Genomic DNA, 17,663 nt, shown 5'->3' on the forward strand with positions numbered 1-17,663 from the left:
TTGATAGATGAAAATTACCATATAGAAGATTTTGATGAAGGCATCAATCTGGAAAATGAATATATAGGTGAAATAAAAAGAAAAGAAAAACCTGTTTTCAAAAGCAAAATCATCTATGAAAACAGCAAAACCTCTGAAAATGATACATATGATGATTACCGACAGTTTGATTATGGAGAGCATTACAAAAGTGAATATGAAAGTGAAGATGATAAATCATATTCTGATTTCAAATTTGATGAAAATAAAAGAAATAAATATTCGTCAAATAGAAATAGTTTCTTTAATAGATTTATGGAAAATTATATAATAAAATCCTATAGAAATAATCCCAATACGTTTAAAGGAACTATAATAGGAATTATAATATCTATATTAATACTGTCAATCGGTTTTTTAAAAACCCTTTTAATAACGACTATTGTATTAATAGCCAATATAATAGGACAATTTTTTGATCAAAATCCCAGATTAATTTCATTTGTGGATTTAGTGGTAAAGAAGTTTAGATAATTTTTGGGAGGAAAATAAATTATGGAAAATAATGAATTCAATCAAGATAGTGTGGAATTGGTAGAGATAAATAATAGTAAATTGACATTTGACGAGCAGGTAATTGCTAAAATAGTAGGAATGGCACTTAAGAATGTCGATGGTGTAGCTCTTGTAAGAAGTGGAGGAGGAGCTTTTTCCGGTATAGTAGGAAGAAATAGCGGTGCCGGAATTAATGTTGAAGTCGGAGAAACAGAAGTTGCTGTTGATTTAAGATTAATATTGGAATTTGGAAAAAATGCTAGAGAAAAATATCTGGAATTGAAGACTCTAATTGAAAGTCAGGTATTTAGTATGACAGGTCTTAGAGTGGTAGAAGTAAATGCCAAAATAGAAGATGTATTAGATACTGAAGATTTTAGAGCGAGATTAGATCAGTAATTACTGAGGGGCAACTATGCGATTGTGTAGTTGCCTTTATTTAAAAACTGAAAGGTATGTTGTATTACAGGAAAGGAAAAGAAAAAAATAGTGATAATAAGTGAAGTTAAAAATTTAGATGATTATGTAGTAAATGAATATGAAACCGGGGTTATAGTAAAGGATGTAAAAGACTTTGATCCGGTTCATATATTTGATTGTGGACAGTGTTTTAGATGGATTGGGGAAGAAGATGGCTCATATACAGGTGTCGCTATGGGGAAGGTCATAAATGTAAAAAGAGACGGAAAAGATATAGTTATAGATAATACTAATCTAAAGGATTTTAAAAATATATGGTTTGAATATTTTGATTTAGGCAGAGATTACTCTCTATTAAAAAAAGAATTTGTCAAGTTTGATGAAAATTTGAAAAATGCAGTCGATTTTGGATGGGGAATAAGGCTTTTACAACAAGATGGCTGGGAGATGATTATATCGTTTATAATATCTTCAAATAATAGAATTCCGATGATACAAAGGGCTATAAATAATATATGTCAAAGATACGGGAAATGTATTGGTGAATATAGGGGTAAAAAATATTATTCTTTTCCAGATCCTAAGGAATTAAGTGTTGCGACGGTTGAAGAATTAAGAGACTGTAAGACTGGATTTAGAGATAAATACATATACAGCACCACAAAAGATATAGTAGAAAATAATATAAATATCAATGACTTTTTAGAAATGGATTCTGAAACTTGCCATAAGGAACTGATGAAATTTAAAGGGGTAGGTGCAAAGGTTGCTGATTGTATAGCTTTATTCGGTATGAGAAAATACAATTCTTTTCCAGTTGATGTATGGGTAAAAAGAGTTATGCAGGAATTTTACAATGCAAAAGAAATGAGCCTACCTAAAATGAGAAAGTATGGAATGGATTTATTCGGTGATGACGCCGGATTTGCTCAACAGTACTTGTTTTATTATGTAAGAGAACTTGAGATAGGTAAATAGGAGACAGTTATGTATTTAAATATAATCGTAGTTGTGACAATATTATCGTATATAGTAGGTATAATTATATCTATGAGTATATTGCTTGAAAATAGAGACCCTTCTAAAACTCTGTCTTGGATGATGATGTTTGTATTATTGCCGGGTATCGGTATAATGATATATATTTTTTCAGGAAGAAATATCAGAAAACATAAGCTTTTTAAAGCAAAAACAAAATCTAAAAACCTGAACGAAAGACAGCTATTTGAAAATTTAGAAGTTGTAAAGCATATAGTAAACCTTCAAAAAAAGATGTTGGACGATGGAGAACTTATTAAAGATGTATCACCCATGAAAGAAAGGGTAATAAGGTTATTATTTAATTTGGGTCAATTTCCATACACTACTAATAACAAGGTAGAAATATATAAAGATGGTAATGAAAAATTTGCTCGATTATTAGAAGATATAGAAGCTGCTAAAAGCCATATACATTTGGAATATTTTATTATAAAAGATGGAGAGATAGCGAAAAAGGTAAAAAAAGCCCTGATAAAAAAGGCAAGACAAGGAGTAGATGTAAGAATTTTATATGATGACCTGGCCTGTTGGAGATTTAAAATAAAAAGGGATTTTTTACATGATTTAAAGGAAGCAGGAGTGAAATACGCTGCATTCCTGCCTACAAAATTCCCTCTACTCGGTGGACAATTAAATTATCGTAATCATAGAAAGATAGCTATAATTGATGGTAGAGTGGGATACATGGGGGGATTAAATATAGGCGATGAGTATATAGGCAAAAAGAAAAAATTTGGGTATTGGAGGGACACTCACCTTAGGATTGAAGGTGTGGCAACTCATATGCTGCAAATGATATTTTTGATAGACTGGTATTTGACCACTAATGAGATTTTAACTGATGAAGATTTTACTCCTAGAATAGAAAGTTTGGGTGATAAGGCTATCCAGGTAGTCGGTACCGGTCCAGATAGCAAATGGGAAGACATTCACTATGCATTTTTTTCTGCTATTAGTCAGGCAAAGGAAAGAGTATATATTGAAACACCATATTTTATACCTGACGAAAGTCTATTAAAAGCTATAAAGACAGCATCTTTAAGCGGTGTGGATGTGAGAATAATATTCCCTTCTATAATAGATCATTATGCGGTAAATATAGCGTCATACTCATATTTTGAAGAAGTATTGGCGGCAGGTGGCAGGGTATTTTTATACCAACCCGGTTTTATTCACTCAAAAATGATAATTGTGGATGATGAAATAGCATCTGTTGGATCTTCAAATATAGATTTAAGGAGTTTTATGCTCAACTTTGAAGTGAACGCATTTATATATGATAAAGAACTGATAAAAGAAATTACTGATTTATTCTACTTGGATCAGGATAATTCAAAAGAGTTGTTAAAAGAAAATTTCAGAACCAGAAATATTGTAGTAAGATTGGCAGAATCTATTGCAAGATTATTTTCACCTTTACTATAATTATAAAAGAAGTATAATATATAGTATAAAGGTTTTTGTAAATATATTTTATGTATACTAAAAAGAATTATATGAAATGGAGGTAATGATATCATGAAAATCAAGCCATTAGGCGATAGAGTTGTTTTAAAAAAAGTTGAGGCGGAAGAAAAAACTGCCAGTGGAATAATACTTACAGGGGCAGCTAAGGAAGTACCTCAATTTGCAGAGGTAGTAGCTGTTGGATCCGGAACAGTAGACGGAAAAGAAATAAATATGGAAGTGAATGTAGGGGATCATGTAATATACAATAGATACGCAGGTACAGAAGTAAAATTGAAAAATGAAGAATTTATCGTAATAAAAATAGAAGACATAGTAGGAGTATTAGAAGACTAGGAGGGTGAAAAATGGCAAAGGAAATTAAATTTTCAAAAGACGCTAGAACAGCATTAGAAAGTGGTGTCAATAAACTTGCTGACACTGTAAAAGTAACACTTGGACCAAAAGGCAGAAATGTAATTTTAGACAAGAAATTCGGAGCTCCATTAATAACAAACGATGGTGTGACTATAGCGAGAGAAATTGAACTTGAAGATAAATTTGAAAATATGGGAGCACAGCTAGTAAAAGAAGTCGCAACAAAGACTAACGATGTGGCAGGTGACGGTACTACAACAGCAACTGTACTGGCTCAAGCCATAATTAGAGAGGGATTAAAAAATGTAACGGCGGGTTCTAATCCGATATTATTAAGAAAAGGAATAAACAAGGCCGTAGAAATAGCGGTAGAAGAACTTAAGAAAAATTCAAAGGAAATAAATACAAATGAAGAAATAGCACAAGTAGGGGCTATATCCGCCGGCGATGAAGAAGTAGGTAAATTAATTTCAGAGGCCATGGAAATAGTCGGCAAAGATGGAGTAATAACTATTGAAGAGTCCAAATCAATGGTCACTGAACTTGAGGCAGTAGAAGGTATGCAATTTGATAGGGGATTTGTATCTGCATATATGGTAAATGATGTAGAAAAAATGGAATCAGTGCTTGAAAATCCATACATACTGATAACTGATAAGAAGATTAGCAATATCCAGGAAATACTCCCAATACTTGAAGAGTTGGTACAAAGTGGAGGAAAGTTATTGATAATAGCCGAAGACTTAGAAGGTGAAGCCCTTTCTACACTTGTAGTAAATAAATTAAGGGGTACATTTGATGTGGTAGCCGTAAAAGCACCTGCATTTGGTGAAAGAAGAAAAGCCATGTTGGAAGACCTTGCCGTACTTACAGGCGGTAGATATATATCTACGGAATTGGGATTTGACTTGAAAGAAGTAGAACTATCCATGTTGGGAAGAGCACAGACTGTAAAGGTAAATAAAGAAACAACTACAATAGTCGGTGGATTAGGAAATAAGGTAGACATAGAACAGAGAATAAATCAAATAAAGATGCAGATAAAAGAAACTACATCCGATTTTGATAGGGAAAAACTATCAGAAAGGCTTGCAAAATTATCCGGTGGAGTTGCCGTTGTAAAAGTAGGTGCAGCCACTGAAGTAGAAATGAAAGAAAGAAAATTAAGAATAGAAGATGCTCTAAATGCTACAAAAGCGGCTGTTCAGGAAGGTATAGTTGCCGGTGGTGGCACTGCCTTTGTAAGTGTGGTTCCGGCAGTAGACGAGTTGATAAAAGAACTTGACGGGGAAGAAGAGCTTGGAGCAAAAATAATTAAAAGGGCATTGGAAGAACCATTAAGACAAATAGCATTCAATGCAGGTTTAGAAGGTTCGGTGATAATTCAAAATGTAATTAATTCAGAACCTCAGATAGGATTTGACGCATTAAATGAAAAGTATGTAAATATGATAGAAGCCGGAATTGTCGATCCTACTAAGGTAAGTAGAAGTGCACTTCAAAATGCAGCATCAATAGCAAGTGTATTCTTGACAACTGAAGCAGCAATTGCGGATATACCTGGAAATGATGATATGCCTCCTATGCCTCCAATGATGTAAATTTAAAATAGGCCTTGAGATAAGCTCAAGGTCTAAAATTTTCTTTATAATGTCATTATAAAAATGCTAACGATTAAAAGAAATATGGTATAATAGAGCATATTAATTAAAACAAAACTTATTATATAAAATGGAAGGAGACATAAATGAATCATAACCATGAAATAGTATTGGTAATTGACTTTGGTGGACAGTATAACCAATTAATTGCGAGAAGGGTAAGAGAAAACAATGTATATTGTGAAATTTATCCATATAATATAAGTGTAGAAAAAATAAAGGAACTGAATCCAAAAGGAATAATATTTACAGGAGGCCCTAATTCTGTTTATGAAGACGGATCTCCAAAAGTAGATGAAGAAATATTCAAACTAGGTATACCAATTCTTGGAATTTGTTATGGTATGCAGATAATGACTCAGATGCTTGGCGGAGTAGTAAGCACGGCTTCAACAAGGGAATTCGGAAAAACTGAAACAAAAATAAAAGATAATTCTTCATTATTTAAAGGAACATCTGAAATACAAAAAACTTGGATGAGTCATGTTGACTATGTAGAAAAAATGCCGGAAAACTTTGAAGTAATAGCTACTACATCAGCTTGTCCGGTAGCTGCAATGCAGAATGTAAAAGATAAATTTTATGGAATACAATTCCATACGGAAGTTGAACATACAGAATTTGGACAGAAAATACTAAGTAATTTCCTTGATATATGTAAAGTATCACGTGACTGGTCTATGAAAGGTTATGCTGCGGATTGTATAGAAGAAATAAAACAAAAGGTAGGAGATAAAAAAGTTCTTCTTGCGCTTTCAGGCGGTGTCGACTCATCAGTAGTAGCTGCAGCTATCTCTAAGGCAATAGGAAATCAGTTGACTTGTATATTTGTAGATCATGGTCTAATGAGAAAAAATGAAGGTGACGAAGTAGAAGCGGCTTTCAAAAATTCAGGAATGAACTTTATCAGGGTAAACGCTGAAGACAGATTTTTAGGAAAGCTTGCAGGGGTAGAAAATCCTGAAAAGAAGAGAAAAATAATTGGTGAAGAATTCATTAGAGTATTTGAAGAAGAAGCGAAGAAAATAGGTTCAGTGGACTTTTTGGCACAGGGAACTATATATGCCGATATAGTGGAATCAGGTATTGGTGAATCTGCGGTAATAAAAAGCCATCACAATGTGGGTGGATTACCGGAGCACGTCGACTTCAAGGAAATAATTGAACCTTTAAGAACTCTATTTAAAGATGAAGTAAGAAAACTAGGCTTGGAACTAGGATTGCCTGACTATTTGGTATATAGACAACCATTCCCGGGACCGGGTCTGGCTATAAGAGTGATGGGCGATATTACTAAAGAGAAACTGGATATATTGAGAGATGCAGATTTTATTTTTAGAGACGAAATTGCTAAGGCAGGCCTTGACAAGGATATAAATCAGTATTTTGCAGTCCTTACTAACACTAGAACTGTTGGAGTAATGGGCGACTTTAGAACGTATGACTATACCCTTGCTTTAAGGGGTGTGAGAACTTCTGACTTTATGACCGCTGACTGGGCTAGAATCCCTTATGAGGTATTGGATAAGGTGTCTATAAGAATTGTAAATGAAGTAGATCATATAAACAGAATCGTGTATGATATAACAAGCAAACCACCTGCGACTATTGAGTGGGAATAGATAATGAAAACGCTAGAATCTTTATATATCAAGGGTTCTAGCGTTTTGTTTTATATATAGGGAGTTAAAAAGGAGTTATTTATTTTCTGTCTGTTCAAGTGATTTCAATTTATCCACTACTTCAACTCTTTTATTTGGGTATAGGTGTCCATATGTATTCCATGTTGTATCTACTTTTTCATGTCCTAATCTGTCCGCTATAGTCATAATATTTATATCTAAATTTATTAGTAAACTGGCATGTGAATGTCTAAAATCATGCGTTCTTATTCTTTTCAATTCAGTATCTTTAATATACTTATTCATCAATTTAGCTGGGTATGATCTTGCAAATGTGAAGATTCTATTATCTTTTTCAAGACAATATATTGTTTTCATATAAGATGAAAGTTGATTCATGATTGATTCGGGTAAACCAATGATTCTTTTTCCTTTTTCTGTCTTAGGTTCAGTTATATATGTTATACCGTTAATAACAGATAAAGACTTATTAATAGATATAGTTTGTTCTTCAAAATTAATATCTGTTGGTGTGAGTGCTAACATTTCACCTATTCTCATTCCACTATAATATAATATCTCAAATATAATTTTATCCTCAGGTTTGGTAATATTTGATATGAATATTTTGTATTCATCATATGTCCAAAAGTTCATTTCATCAGATTTTTTCTTACCTATGCTACCTGCTTTTCGAACCGGATTAGATTGTAATCCATAAAATGAGACTGCATAATTTAGTATGGCACTCATTTGATTATTTATTGTCTTTGTGAATGTGTTAGAGTAACCTTCTTTTAAAATTGCGTTTTGCCACTTCCTAATAAGTAAAGGAGATATATCTTTTACTTTTATGTCTTTAAAAAAGGGTAGTATATGTTTGTCTATTATATTTTTCTTTGTAGACATAGTACTAACCTTTAATCTAGGTGATAAATCATCCATATAATTATTTACTAAATGAATAAATATTATATCTGTTGTAACATCTAAGGAGTTAATAAAATCTGACTCCCATTGTTTCGCTTCCTTTTTGGTTTTAAACCCTTTTTTCTGTTTTCTTTGACTCTCGCCTTTATAGTCTGTATAGTAAATTTGGACTCTCCAAAGTCCAGTAGAATTATCTTTATATACCCCCATTTTTATACACCTACTTTCAATTTTATGTTATAATGTAGGTACAGCAAATAGGCTCACTCAGTGAGTTATTTGTGTACGGTATAAGAAGTAGTGTTCCGCCAAGATTCAGCTACTTCTTATTTTTTGTAAAATTATCTTTTCGCTCTTCTATACCCTGCAGCCTGAGCTTCTTCCTCTGAATTAAAATAAACAACATTGTTTTTACTAATTTTATTGTATGAAGCACCACCAGGAACATGATATATCATACTCTTGCTATTACCTTTAATTTTTCCATATGTTGTGTCAGCACTATAATCCTTTCCAAAGCTATTGCTCGAATCAGTGCTTTCTGAATTTGAATTGACGGATTTTGAGTTAGTAGAATTTGAATCAGCAGTTTGATTAAATTCTTGTGATTTCGCTTCATTCCACAATCCAATTCCGTTATTTCTAGCTTCCCTTTGCAATTTATTAAAAAATTCGCTATATTTACTATCAGGTTGATATGTATAAGCTTGACCGTACCCGTCTTTTATAAGTTTTGCATTAAACATTTTATCGATAATTTCAGCTTCTGTTGGTTCGTTCGTATTTGGTCGTGCCAACCACACATATCTCAAAAGTCTGCCATATTTATCAGTTTCAGAAACATCTTTTTGGAGATATACAGTTTTAGAGTTTAGTGAGTTTTTTGTAAAATCACTAGCTTCTTTTCCATAAAATTGAACTGGGTTACTAGGGTGAACAGTCTCAGGAGTATCTACGCCTATCATTCTAATTTTGTACTCTTTATTATCTAAATTAACGTATATTGTATCCCCATCAACGACTTTTGTTACTTTTGCCTCAGAGAAAGAGTTAGTGTTTTTATTAATTGAGTTATCTACAGACTCTTTAGTTTCCGTTTCTTTCTTAGCTTTATCGTTATTTTCAATCTCTTTATCGGCTACAATAACTTTTTTAGAATTATTATTAGAATGTTCATTACCAACTTTTTCCTGTTTTTTAGTTTGCTGAGTTACTGTTTGTTGAGATGAGTTTAAATATATAGCATCTCCGACTTTGCCAGCAACAAAAAAAGATAAAACAAAAGCCATTAGTGAATATAAAACCGGATTTGAGTACCATTTGTTTTTGGGTAGGTTGAATTTTTCTTGTATTTTAAATTTATTTTTCTTCGCATAATATATACCGTATATTCCAGCCAATACTATTGCCAAAGGCGCAAGAAATATTGCAAAGAAAAATAATAATCCATATTTGATGATTTTAAAAATTCCAATTTTCTTCTTCATAAAAAATACCTCCATAAAAAATTTATACCAAAATTTTAAAGATTATGATAAATGTTTTCTATTCAATACGCACAAAAAGAACTAAATACTATAAGGTATTCGCTAGTTTAAGTAAATACTTGTGGACTACTTCAATTAGCTTAGCAGCAGTATATACCTCTGAATCTTCTTTTACGATAATTGGCTCATAGTTTGCATTGCAAGGGTTTAGTATTGATTAATAATCTGTTTTGTGAATTTTTTAAAGTAAATTCACTATTAATAACAACTGTTACAATCTATACATTATTTTCTTAATTTATTTTTTAGTGATTTAATACTTAATAGAGCCTTATCAGCAACTTCTTTATCTTTTGCAAATTGAATTCCTTTATTTGCTGTATTTTTAATTGAATTTTTTATTGCTCCAGTTTTATATCTAATGCAAATAAAAAAGCTAAAATCTGTATTTATAGTTACTACTTTTTGAATTCCAAACTCATCAATTACAACTTGCTTGTACGGCCCACCTTGTGGAATTAGTTGCACAGAGCTTATTGTGTTGAAATGCTTATGAACAGTTGGTAATAATGAAGTCGGAACATATCCAACTTGTTTCTTATTGGCCATTATTTTTATGGCATTTTTATCATGTATATTTTTGGGCTCCTTTACAAGCTTTACAGAACATGAAAAAGTAGCATTAATAGGTATTTTATACTTTATGTATCCAACAGGGTTATCCAAAAAATCTTTTTTAGTCAATCCACCATACTCGTCGTATGGTTCTAAATATTCTTCATAGATTTTATTTACATTTTCCTGAAAGTAATATGAACTAGTGACTTTTTCTCTTAATTCAAAAATGTCAGCGGAATCAGATGTTTTATTAATAATGCTAAGTAGACCCAAGGTAAACACTCTCCTTTATCATATATATATTTAATTCTTAAATAGTATTTAAAATTTATGGATGACTCCCACCAATTTTCCAGCAATATATACCTCTGAATCTTCTTTTACGATAATTGGCTCATAGTTTGCATTGCAAGGGTTTAAAATTAGTGAATCGTCGGTTTTATAGATTTTTTTTAGTGTTGCTTCATTATCAATAATAATTGCACCTATTTCGCCATTTTCAACAGTTGATTGTTTTTTCAGTAAAGCTATATCTCCATCATATATTTTGGCATCAATCATACTATCACCTTTGACCCTAAGACAAAAATCTATCTTCAAACTTCTATCCATATATAGATAATCCTCTATGTTTTCATCAGCAAATATTGGCGTATCTGCAGCTATGGTGCCGACTATTGGAACTGGTATTGCTTGAGGAAGTATTATATTTTTTACATTTGATAAGTCTGGTTCATCTTCAACCACACACGAAAGCCAAGATGGACTTACATCTAGTGCATTTGCTAATAATGTTATTTTATCTTGTTTTGGCATATATCTGCCATTATAATAGTCAGAAATAGAAGAAGCTCTAATTCCAGTCAATTTTGATAATTCAGCTTGTGAAATACCTTTATCTTCAAGTATTTTTTTAAATCTAACCAAAAATGTTTCCAATTGTTGTTCACCTCCTTAGCTCGAATTATACAGTATTCCGTACAAAAAGTAAATAGAAAAGAAAAAATAATACAGAAAACTGTTGACTTTTTGTATGAAGTAAACTATACTTGAAATATAAACGGAAAACCGTATAAATAAGAAAGTGAGGATATGAATATGACAGTAAAGTATGATTATAGTAAACTCAGAGGTTTAATTAGAGAAAAATGTGGAACTCAAAGTAACTTTGCAAAGGCAATTGGTATTTCAGGTACAAGTTTATCTCAAAGACTGAATAATAGTGTGCCATTTACCCAAACAGAGATAATGACAGCTTGCAAATTATTTGGATGTACTATATCGGAAGCAGATGAAATTTTTTTTAAACATCAATAACGGAAAACCGTATAAAAAAGAGGTGAGGTGATAAGAGATAAAGCTGACACTATTAAAGTAGCGATTGCTATTTTGGTTGAAAGAATAGAATCTTTTTTTAGTTCTTTATAATGTTGTTCGTTCAACTTTATAAGTTCATTAAGTCTAGTTATTTCTTCAACTTTCAAGTTGTCGCTATGGAGAACAGATTGTCTCATTTGCTTGTAATCAATCATAGAATACCTCCGTATTAATATAGTTATTTTGATTATATCACACAAAAAGAAAGTGAGGTGAGATGTGATGGGAAAAATCTTAAGTGTAGAAGATATTAAATATTTTCTATCAACGCAAAATATTTCAAAACGAAAATTTGCTAAAGATTTGGGAATAAGTAGAACGCATCTAGACAAATTACTATCGGAAAAATGTACGGTAGGAGTGCGTACTTATCAAAAATTAGATAGATATTTTAAGAAATTTGAATTAGATATTGAAATGTTTCTTTTGCCAACTGAAATAGTACTGGGTGATAAAATTGTTAGATGTATCAATATAACAAATGAGTCAAATGAATTGATAGCAAGTATTACAAGTTCTAATATAATTGAACGAGATGGATACAAAGTTGAGTGCAAGTAAAAAATAATTTAACCTAGATTATTGTTTTTTGATTTGTCAGGGTTAGACACTGGAGTATCAACTCCGTTAATATTTCTAACATGGAAATTTTCGTAGTTACCTTTGTTTATTTCCTTTACAAATTGATTTCTTGTCATTGTTTTTCCGGTATTGTTATCAACAAAATGTGTGTTTCTACCGGTTGAAGATTCTTTTGTTACTGAAATTCTTTTTGGCATTTAATCACTCCTTTAAGAAAAAATACAATTGAGTTTTGGAAATTTTACAAGAAAACTTGCACTCATGTATATTATAGCATGGCACTAAAAAATAATCAATATATAGTGCAAAATAAAAAATATAGACAATATTATACTATATATAGATATTTTAGAAAGCGAGGTGATGAGAAGTGAATAATTATTTTATTGAGGTAAAGGAGATATCGAAAATATTATGTATGTCAGAAGCATATGCATACAAAGTAATCAGAGAACTTAATGAAGAGTTAAAAGAAAAAGGGTTTAGAGTTGTTAGAGGAAAGGTTCCAAGGGTTTATTTCAAAGAAAGGTATGGTATTGATGAGAATTGATTTAGTTGGTGCATTTAAGTACATACTTTTGATTGTAGTAGAATATATCTCAATGTATTTGAGATGGGCAAATGATTAAATAAATAGGAGTGTAGCATGGATAATAAAACGAAAGATGCATATGAAAGATTAATAGAGTTGATGGATAAATATGGATTAACTTTTGATGATGTAATAAGTATTATTCAAGATAATATATAAAAAAGCGACGACTAATTAAAGTCAATCGCTAACAACTTACACTTAATATTATATCAGAAAAAAGGTGATATGAATATATTTTTAGGAGATTTGTTATGGCTAATGTAATTAATTATTTTTCACATGACAGCAATGCGAGGAATTCTGACAAAATAATAAAACTAAGAATGAAGCTTGGCATGGAAGGTTATGGAATATATTTTGCTCTTTTGGAAAGACTAAGAGATGAAAAAGAATATAAATCACTAAGAGATTATGAGATACTGGCGTTTGATTTTAGAGTTGATGTTGAAAAAATAAGATCAGTGGTTGAAGATTTCGATTTATTTGAGATTTCTGAGGATGGTAATTCATTCTATTCAAAAGGATTTCTTGAAAGAATGGAAATTAAAGATAGTATTAAAAAGAAACGTTCTGACGCTGGCAAAAAAGGTGCTGAAAAGAAATGGAATAAGATTGATGGCGATATTGCTGGTGTTGAGACTGACGAAATAGAAGCTTGCAATAGTTATGTTATAAAAGATAATAGCAATGTCAATACAAAAGATAGCAACACTATAGCAAAAGATAGCAAAAGTATGGCAAAAAATGGCAAAGAAAAGGAAAGTAAAGAAAAGAAAAGTAAAGAAATATATAGTCAAAACTCGAACGAGTTTCGACTTGCATATCTTCTTTTCAAGTTGCTGAAAATGAATAATGACAAATTTAAAATGCCTAATTTACAAGAGTGGGCGAAACACATTGATTTAATGTTGCGAATTGATAAAAGGAGTGTTGATGATGTTGAAAAAGTCATTAGGTTTTGTCAACAAGATGAATTTTGGTGGAACAATATACGGAGTACGTCAAAACTTAGACAGCAGTTTGACGCTCTTTATCCGAAAGCGGCAAAATTGAAACCTAAAGGAATTTGTCAAAGTGATAATGTAGGAGGGGAGTATGGTTGGGATAGATATTAGTTTTGCAAATATTGAAGCTGAGACAGCGCTGTTGGGTTGTATTATTTCTGACAACTCATGTATGGTCAAATGTATGGATTCAGGTGTTGTTCCGGATGATTTTATGGAACAAGGATTCGGATTTGTGTATTATTGCATGAGTGAGCTATTTAAATCAAATAAGCCTATTGAGGCGGTTAGTTTAATTTCATACGTAAGGTCAGCTGGTGGAAGTATAGAGGCATCAGATGTAACTGCGATGGCTCTGGCTGGGATAGTAACAAGTCTTGATTATTACATATCTGAGATTAAGACAATGAGCTTTAAAAGACGTATTGTGGCTGAGATTAACGATATTGTTGGCGAGATGAAGAACAACTCTATGTCTCAAATTAAAAGCAGTATTGCAGATTTATTAAACAATGCTAGTACTGATAGTGAAGTTAAAGAACTGTATTGTGATATTTCAGAAATTAAGCGAGTTGAAATGAATTCTGGCTTACAGTTAGGGTTTTCTGAGTTGGATTATTTGACTAATGGGTTGGTATTTGGAAGTCTCACAGTACTGACTGGTGAGCCTAGCAGTGGAAAATCAACTCTGTTAAATCAAATCATTGCACATAATATTGCTAGTGGATATAAGGCACTGATATACTCTGGAGAATTGACAGCATTTAACACATTGCAGTGGTTCATGAGAACTGTTGCCAATGTTGAGGATTTGAAAGAGTATAGGGGTGCTAACGGAACATATTATGATGTGAATTCTAGGGGAGAGAATGCGATTAGGAGCTGGATTAAAAATAGGCTGTTTCTATTTAACGAAGAGAGTGTTGCAAATATTGAAAATATAACAGTTACAATTGATTATCTGGCTAGGGAAAAAGGTTTGAAATTGGTTGTTATAGATAATATGATGACGGTTGAAAACTCAGGAGATGAAGAGCTTGAAAAGCAAAAAAATTTGTCCAAAAGTTTAAAGTCGCTAGCAAGAAAACATGGCTTGTGTGTGATTTTAGTGGCTCATCCAAAGAAAAAAGATCGGCGTGAAAAATACCATATGCATGATGTTAGTGGGGCATCTGAAGTGGTTAATTTGGCTGATTATGAGTTTTTGTTGACAAGAACCATTGACGATAAAGATGATATTACTAGAATCGTGATATTGAAAAATCGTGTAACTGGAAAACAAGGGATTAAGAGGGTTTTGCATTTCGATGAAATCAGAAAAAGATTTTATATTAATTCTGACGAGAGAAACAGAGATTATAAATACATTCAGTTGGATCAAATTTGTTTTACCGAAAGTGATGCATATGACGCTCCATTTTAGAAAGGGGGATTTGAAATGACAGAGATTGAGGCAGTTGAGTTATATCTGGATAATCTAAAACGACTTGAAAATGCTGAAATATATTTTTACAACTTGGATTTGAGCGATAAGGAATATTTTGATAACCCGCACTGGGGATCATATTTTGAAATATTACAAAATTGCAAAAAAATATATCCTTTAGTAAAAAATTTTGAAGGGCTATCTAAATTAGCAAAGGAAAGAGGACTATCAAGATATAAGTGGTTCGAAAGGAATAAACACATAAGAAATTAAAGGTGAATAACATGATTTAGTTCAGTTATTGGCTGCTAGAATTAAATCACACTTTTAAAATAATTTTTTCAAACAGGAGGTTATTATGGCAAATATAAATAGTGTGGTATTAATTGGCAGGCTCACAAAAGATCCTGAAATTAGATATATACCAACTACAGGAACACCAGTAGCTGCATTCACATTAGCTATTGATAGAGATTATAAAAATAAAGATGGCTCCACTACTACTGATTTTATACCAGTGGAATTAATGGGAAAGCCTGCAGAGTTTTGTGCAAATTACATTACAAAAGGTAGGCCAGTAGCAATACAAGGCTCAATACGAATAGAAAAGTACGAAAAAGATGATGAGAAAAGAACTTTCACAAAAGTTGTAGGTAAGAATATTCAAGCATTGGATAGTAAGAAAGGTGAAAAATCTGAACAGGGTGAAAGTCCAGCATCCTTTGAAGCTGTTGATAATGATGATGTTCCATTTTAAAAGCATGAATTTCTTTAAAAGTATGTTGGCAAGGAGGTATATGTATGGCTAAAACAAAGCGTTCAAGTGACTTTAGACGTATTGATAAATGGCTTCACGAGTATGAATTTCTTAAGCTAACAATAGAGATTTTGGAAAGAGAAATTGAAGATATTAAAAAGGTTGAGATTGACGGTGGATGCAATGGAATCTCATACGATAATATTAAAGTAAGCCCTACTAACTCGGTTAATAATATGTTGGAAAATAATGTTATTAGAAAGCATGAAATACTCTCAAGAAAAGAACTTGAAATGAAGGCTTTGCTGGATCATAAAGTTAAAATGGATAGAGCGTATAATAATTTTAATTCCGATCAGAAAATTTTTTATGATTTATTCTATGTAAAAAAATATTCCAGAATAAAAATAATGGATATGATGAATATAAATAAAAATATCTACAATAGTTTAAGGAGCAGCACTGTTTATAGCGCACTAAACTCAATTGAGCCACAAAGGGTTTTTAGTGAAATAATAGAAAGATTTGCTGGCAACCAAAAAAGGAATAAATAGGGGAAAAGTAGGGAATAAAAAAGCGTTGAAAGATGATATCATGGTATTGTGGAAGATGAAGGTGGTAGTCATTGTGAATCACTAATTACCACCTTCTTTGACTTAAGTAGACAGGCTTCATGACCTCCCTAAAAATATATTTATTAAAAAAAATAGCACCTTTGCTGGGTGTTATTTTTTCGTTTAATTTTTGTAAATTTGACTATAATATATTGTGGAAAATATTTTCCTTTGGTATAGTTAGGGTAAGAATGATTATATTAGGGGGAAAATAGTTAATGGCGGTTAAGACGGTGTATTTTTATGATGTTAAAATTAGAGAAAATGAAAAAGAAAGTCTTTATTTAAAACATAAAAACATTATAGAGAAATATGGAAAGAAACATGGTAAATCAAAGAGTGAGTATATCAGCATAAACTTGTACGATAAGAACGAAGAAGATGATGAAAAAAGAATTGTTCTTGATGTTTTGGAACACAATAAAACTTTTTTCTTTGGAAGGTTAGGCAGACCGAGCAAAGCTGGAACAATAGGTAAAAGAGATTATGAAAGTGGTTCACTTGAGGATGTTTTGACGGCAGAAGAGGAGATAAAGAGAGGAATTCAGTTAGTTAATTATTTTTATTTTGTGTATTCAAGTAACATTTTATGCATTACGAATACTAAAGGAGGGGCGAAACATTTTAGTTTTAATGATATAGTGAATATTTTTGAGGGTGAAGGAGTAGTATCTTCATTTCCAATACCTAATGAATATGGGTTAAATGCGTTTTATAAAAATGACTATTCAAAAATAAAATCTATAGAGTTTGAATCTGCTGATATAGATAGCTCTTTCTTGAAGCATATATTAAATTTAGATGATAAGACGCTACTTCAAATGCAAGAGAATAAAAATAAGGTGGGTATATATTTAAAAGCTGATAGAGATAAATTTATATTAGATAATAAAGATGTTGTAAGGAATGCAATAGATTCTCTTAAGGAAGGTGTAAAAGCCAAAAAACTAAACAAAGCTAAAATAAAAGGTAGCACTAAAAATGAAAAGAAACAAGAATATGATTTAATGTCCTTGTATTATAAATACACGATTGATGTAAAACTATACAGATATGAGAATGGAAGGAAACATTCTCATGATTTGGAAGAATTAAAAACAGAATATCTATCAGCTTTGAAAACAGCATACAATGAAAAGAAGGAAATATTTAGTAAAATGAAAAAATAGTA

General features: G+C 31.5%; 22 protein-coding genes. 16 read left to right on the plus strand and 6 right to left on the minus strand.

Annotated features, from left to right (window positions below):
- From HLB29_RS00595 to guaA, 7 genes are all read left to right on the plus strand, one after another.
- Positions 1-513, plus strand: coding sequence for a DUF2273 domain-containing protein (locus tag HLB29_RS00595; protein WP_185623224.1), 513 nt, complete (start codon positions 1-3; stop codon positions 511-513).
- 21 nt (positions 514-534) lie between these two features.
- Positions 535-933, plus strand: a complete 399-nt coding sequence (locus HLB29_RS00600; protein ID WP_185623225.1) for an Asp23/Gls24 family envelope stress response protein — start codon at positions 535-537, stop codon at positions 931-933.
- Between the two features lie 90 nt (positions 934-1,023).
- Positions 1,024-1,932, plus strand: a complete 909-nt coding sequence (locus HLB29_RS00605; RefSeq protein WP_330604293.1) for a DNA-3-methyladenine glycosylase family protein — start codon at positions 1,024-1,026, stop codon at positions 1,930-1,932.
- A gap of 9 nt (positions 1,933-1,941) precedes the next feature.
- Positions 1,942-3,420, plus strand: a complete 1,479-nt coding sequence (gene cls, locus HLB29_RS00610; RefSeq protein WP_185623226.1) for a cardiolipin synthase — start codon at positions 1,942-1,944, stop codon at positions 3,418-3,420.
- Positions 3,421-3,513: 93 nt separating this feature from the next.
- Positions 3,514-3,798 (plus strand): co-chaperone GroES, encoded by a 285-nt coding sequence (locus HLB29_RS00615; RefSeq protein WP_185623227.1) that lies wholly within the window; start codon positions 3,514-3,516, stop codon positions 3,796-3,798.
- A gap of 11 nt (positions 3,799-3,809) precedes the next feature.
- Entirely contained in the window at positions 3,810-5,420 is a 1,611-nt protein-coding gene (gene groL / locus HLB29_RS00620) for a chaperonin GroEL (protein WP_185623228.1), read from the plus strand.
- Between the two features lie 146 nt (positions 5,421-5,566).
- Positions 5,567-7,102, plus strand: a complete 1,536-nt coding sequence (guaA, locus tag HLB29_RS00625; RefSeq protein ID WP_185623229.1) for a glutamine-hydrolyzing GMP synthase — start codon at positions 5,567-5,569, stop codon at positions 7,100-7,102.
- Positions 7,103-7,177: 75 nt separating this feature from the next.
- On the opposite strand, the gene HLB29_RS00630 is transcribed toward guaA, so the two are convergent.
- The 4 genes from HLB29_RS00630 to lexA form a co-directional block, all read right to left on the minus strand.
- Positions 7,178-8,242 (minus strand): tyrosine-type recombinase/integrase, encoded by a 1,065-nt coding sequence (locus HLB29_RS00630; RefSeq protein ID WP_185623230.1) that lies wholly within the window; start codon positions 8,240-8,242, stop codon positions 7,178-7,180.
- A 131-nt stretch (positions 8,243-8,373) separates the two neighbouring features.
- Positions 8,374-9,519: a thermonuclease family protein gene (locus HLB29_RS00635; protein WP_185623231.1), complete on the minus strand. Its 1,146-nt coding sequence runs from the start codon at positions 9,517-9,519 to the stop codon at positions 8,374-8,376.
- A gap of 285 nt (positions 9,520-9,804) precedes the next feature.
- Entirely contained in the window at positions 9,805-10,410 is a 606-nt protein-coding gene (locus tag HLB29_RS00640) for an HIRAN domain-containing protein (protein WP_185623232.1), read from the minus strand.
- Between the two features lie 48 nt (positions 10,411-10,458).
- On the minus strand, positions 10,459-11,076 hold the full coding sequence (gene lexA / locus HLB29_RS00645; protein WP_185623233.1) for a transcriptional repressor LexA: 618 nt from the start codon (positions 11,074-11,076) through the stop codon (positions 10,459-10,461).
- Positions 11,077-11,235: 159 nt separating this feature from the next.
- Here lexA and HLB29_RS00650 point away from each other — a divergent pair, with 159 nt between their 5' ends.
- Complete coding sequence (locus tag HLB29_RS00650; RefSeq protein WP_185623234.1) at positions 11,236-11,454, plus strand: DUF739 family protein; 219 nt, start codon at positions 11,236-11,238, stop codon at positions 11,452-11,454.
- Here the strand turns inward: HLB29_RS00650 and HLB29_RS00655 are convergent.
- Positions 11,448-11,669, minus strand: a complete 222-nt coding sequence (locus HLB29_RS00655) for a hypothetical protein (protein ID WP_185623235.1) — start codon at positions 11,667-11,669, stop codon at positions 11,448-11,450. The genes HLB29_RS00650 and HLB29_RS00655 overlap by 7 nt on opposite strands.
- A gap of 67 nt (positions 11,670-11,736) precedes the next feature.
- Between HLB29_RS00655 and HLB29_RS00660 the strand changes: the two genes are divergently transcribed.
- The gene (locus HLB29_RS00660) at positions 11,737-12,075 is read left to right on the plus strand and encodes a helix-turn-helix domain-containing protein (protein ID WP_185623236.1); all 339 of its coding nucleotides are present in this window, start codon (positions 11,737-11,739) and stop codon (positions 12,073-12,075) included.
- An 8-nt stretch (positions 12,076-12,083) separates the two neighbouring features.
- On the opposite strand, the gene HLB29_RS00665 is transcribed toward HLB29_RS00660, so the two are convergent.
- Complete coding sequence (locus tag HLB29_RS00665) at positions 12,084-12,293, minus strand: DUF3892 domain-containing protein (RefSeq protein WP_185623237.1); 210 nt, start codon at positions 12,291-12,293, stop codon at positions 12,084-12,086.
- A gap of 173 nt (positions 12,294-12,466) precedes the next feature.
- On the opposite strand from HLB29_RS00665, the gene HLB29_RS00670 reads away from it, so the two are divergent.
- From HLB29_RS00670 to HLB29_RS00700, 7 genes are all read left to right on the plus strand, one after another.
- Positions 12,467-12,646: a hypothetical protein gene (locus HLB29_RS00670; RefSeq protein ID WP_185623238.1), complete on the plus strand. Its 180-nt coding sequence runs from the start codon at positions 12,467-12,469 to the stop codon at positions 12,644-12,646.
- A gap of 296 nt (positions 12,647-12,942) precedes the next feature.
- Positions 12,943-13,806 (plus strand): Lin1244/Lin1753 domain-containing protein, encoded by an 864-nt coding sequence (locus HLB29_RS00675; RefSeq protein WP_185623239.1) that lies wholly within the window; start codon positions 12,943-12,945, stop codon positions 13,804-13,806.
- Positions 13,787-15,118, plus strand: coding sequence for a DnaB-like helicase C-terminal domain-containing protein (locus tag HLB29_RS00680; protein ID WP_185623240.1), 1,332 nt, complete (start codon positions 13,787-13,789; stop codon positions 15,116-15,118). Before HLB29_RS00675 ends, HLB29_RS00680 begins: the two co-directional genes overlap by 20 nt.
- Before the next feature lie 15 nt (positions 15,119-15,133).
- Complete coding sequence (locus HLB29_RS00685) at positions 15,134-15,394, plus strand: hypothetical protein (protein ID WP_185623241.1); 261 nt, start codon at positions 15,134-15,136, stop codon at positions 15,392-15,394.
- 94 nt (positions 15,395-15,488) lie between these two features.
- Positions 15,489-15,878 (plus strand): single-stranded DNA-binding protein, encoded by a 390-nt coding sequence (locus HLB29_RS00690; RefSeq protein WP_185623682.1) that lies wholly within the window; start codon positions 15,489-15,491, stop codon positions 15,876-15,878.
- 44 nt (positions 15,879-15,922) lie between these two features.
- On the plus strand, positions 15,923-16,432 hold the full coding sequence (locus HLB29_RS00695) for a hypothetical protein (RefSeq protein ID WP_185623242.1): 510 nt from the start codon (positions 15,923-15,925) through the stop codon (positions 16,430-16,432).
- 278 nt (positions 16,433-16,710) lie between these two features.
- Complete coding sequence (locus HLB29_RS00700; RefSeq protein ID WP_185623243.1) at positions 16,711-17,661, plus strand: hypothetical protein; 951 nt, start codon at positions 16,711-16,713, stop codon at positions 17,659-17,661.
- The last annotated feature ends 2 nt before the right edge of the window (positions 17,662-17,663 follow it).

Source organism: Peptostreptococcus canis (assembly GCF_014229965.1).
Taxonomy (GTDB): domain Bacteria; phylum Bacillota; class Clostridia; order Peptostreptococcales; family Peptostreptococcaceae; genus Peptostreptococcus; species Peptostreptococcus canis.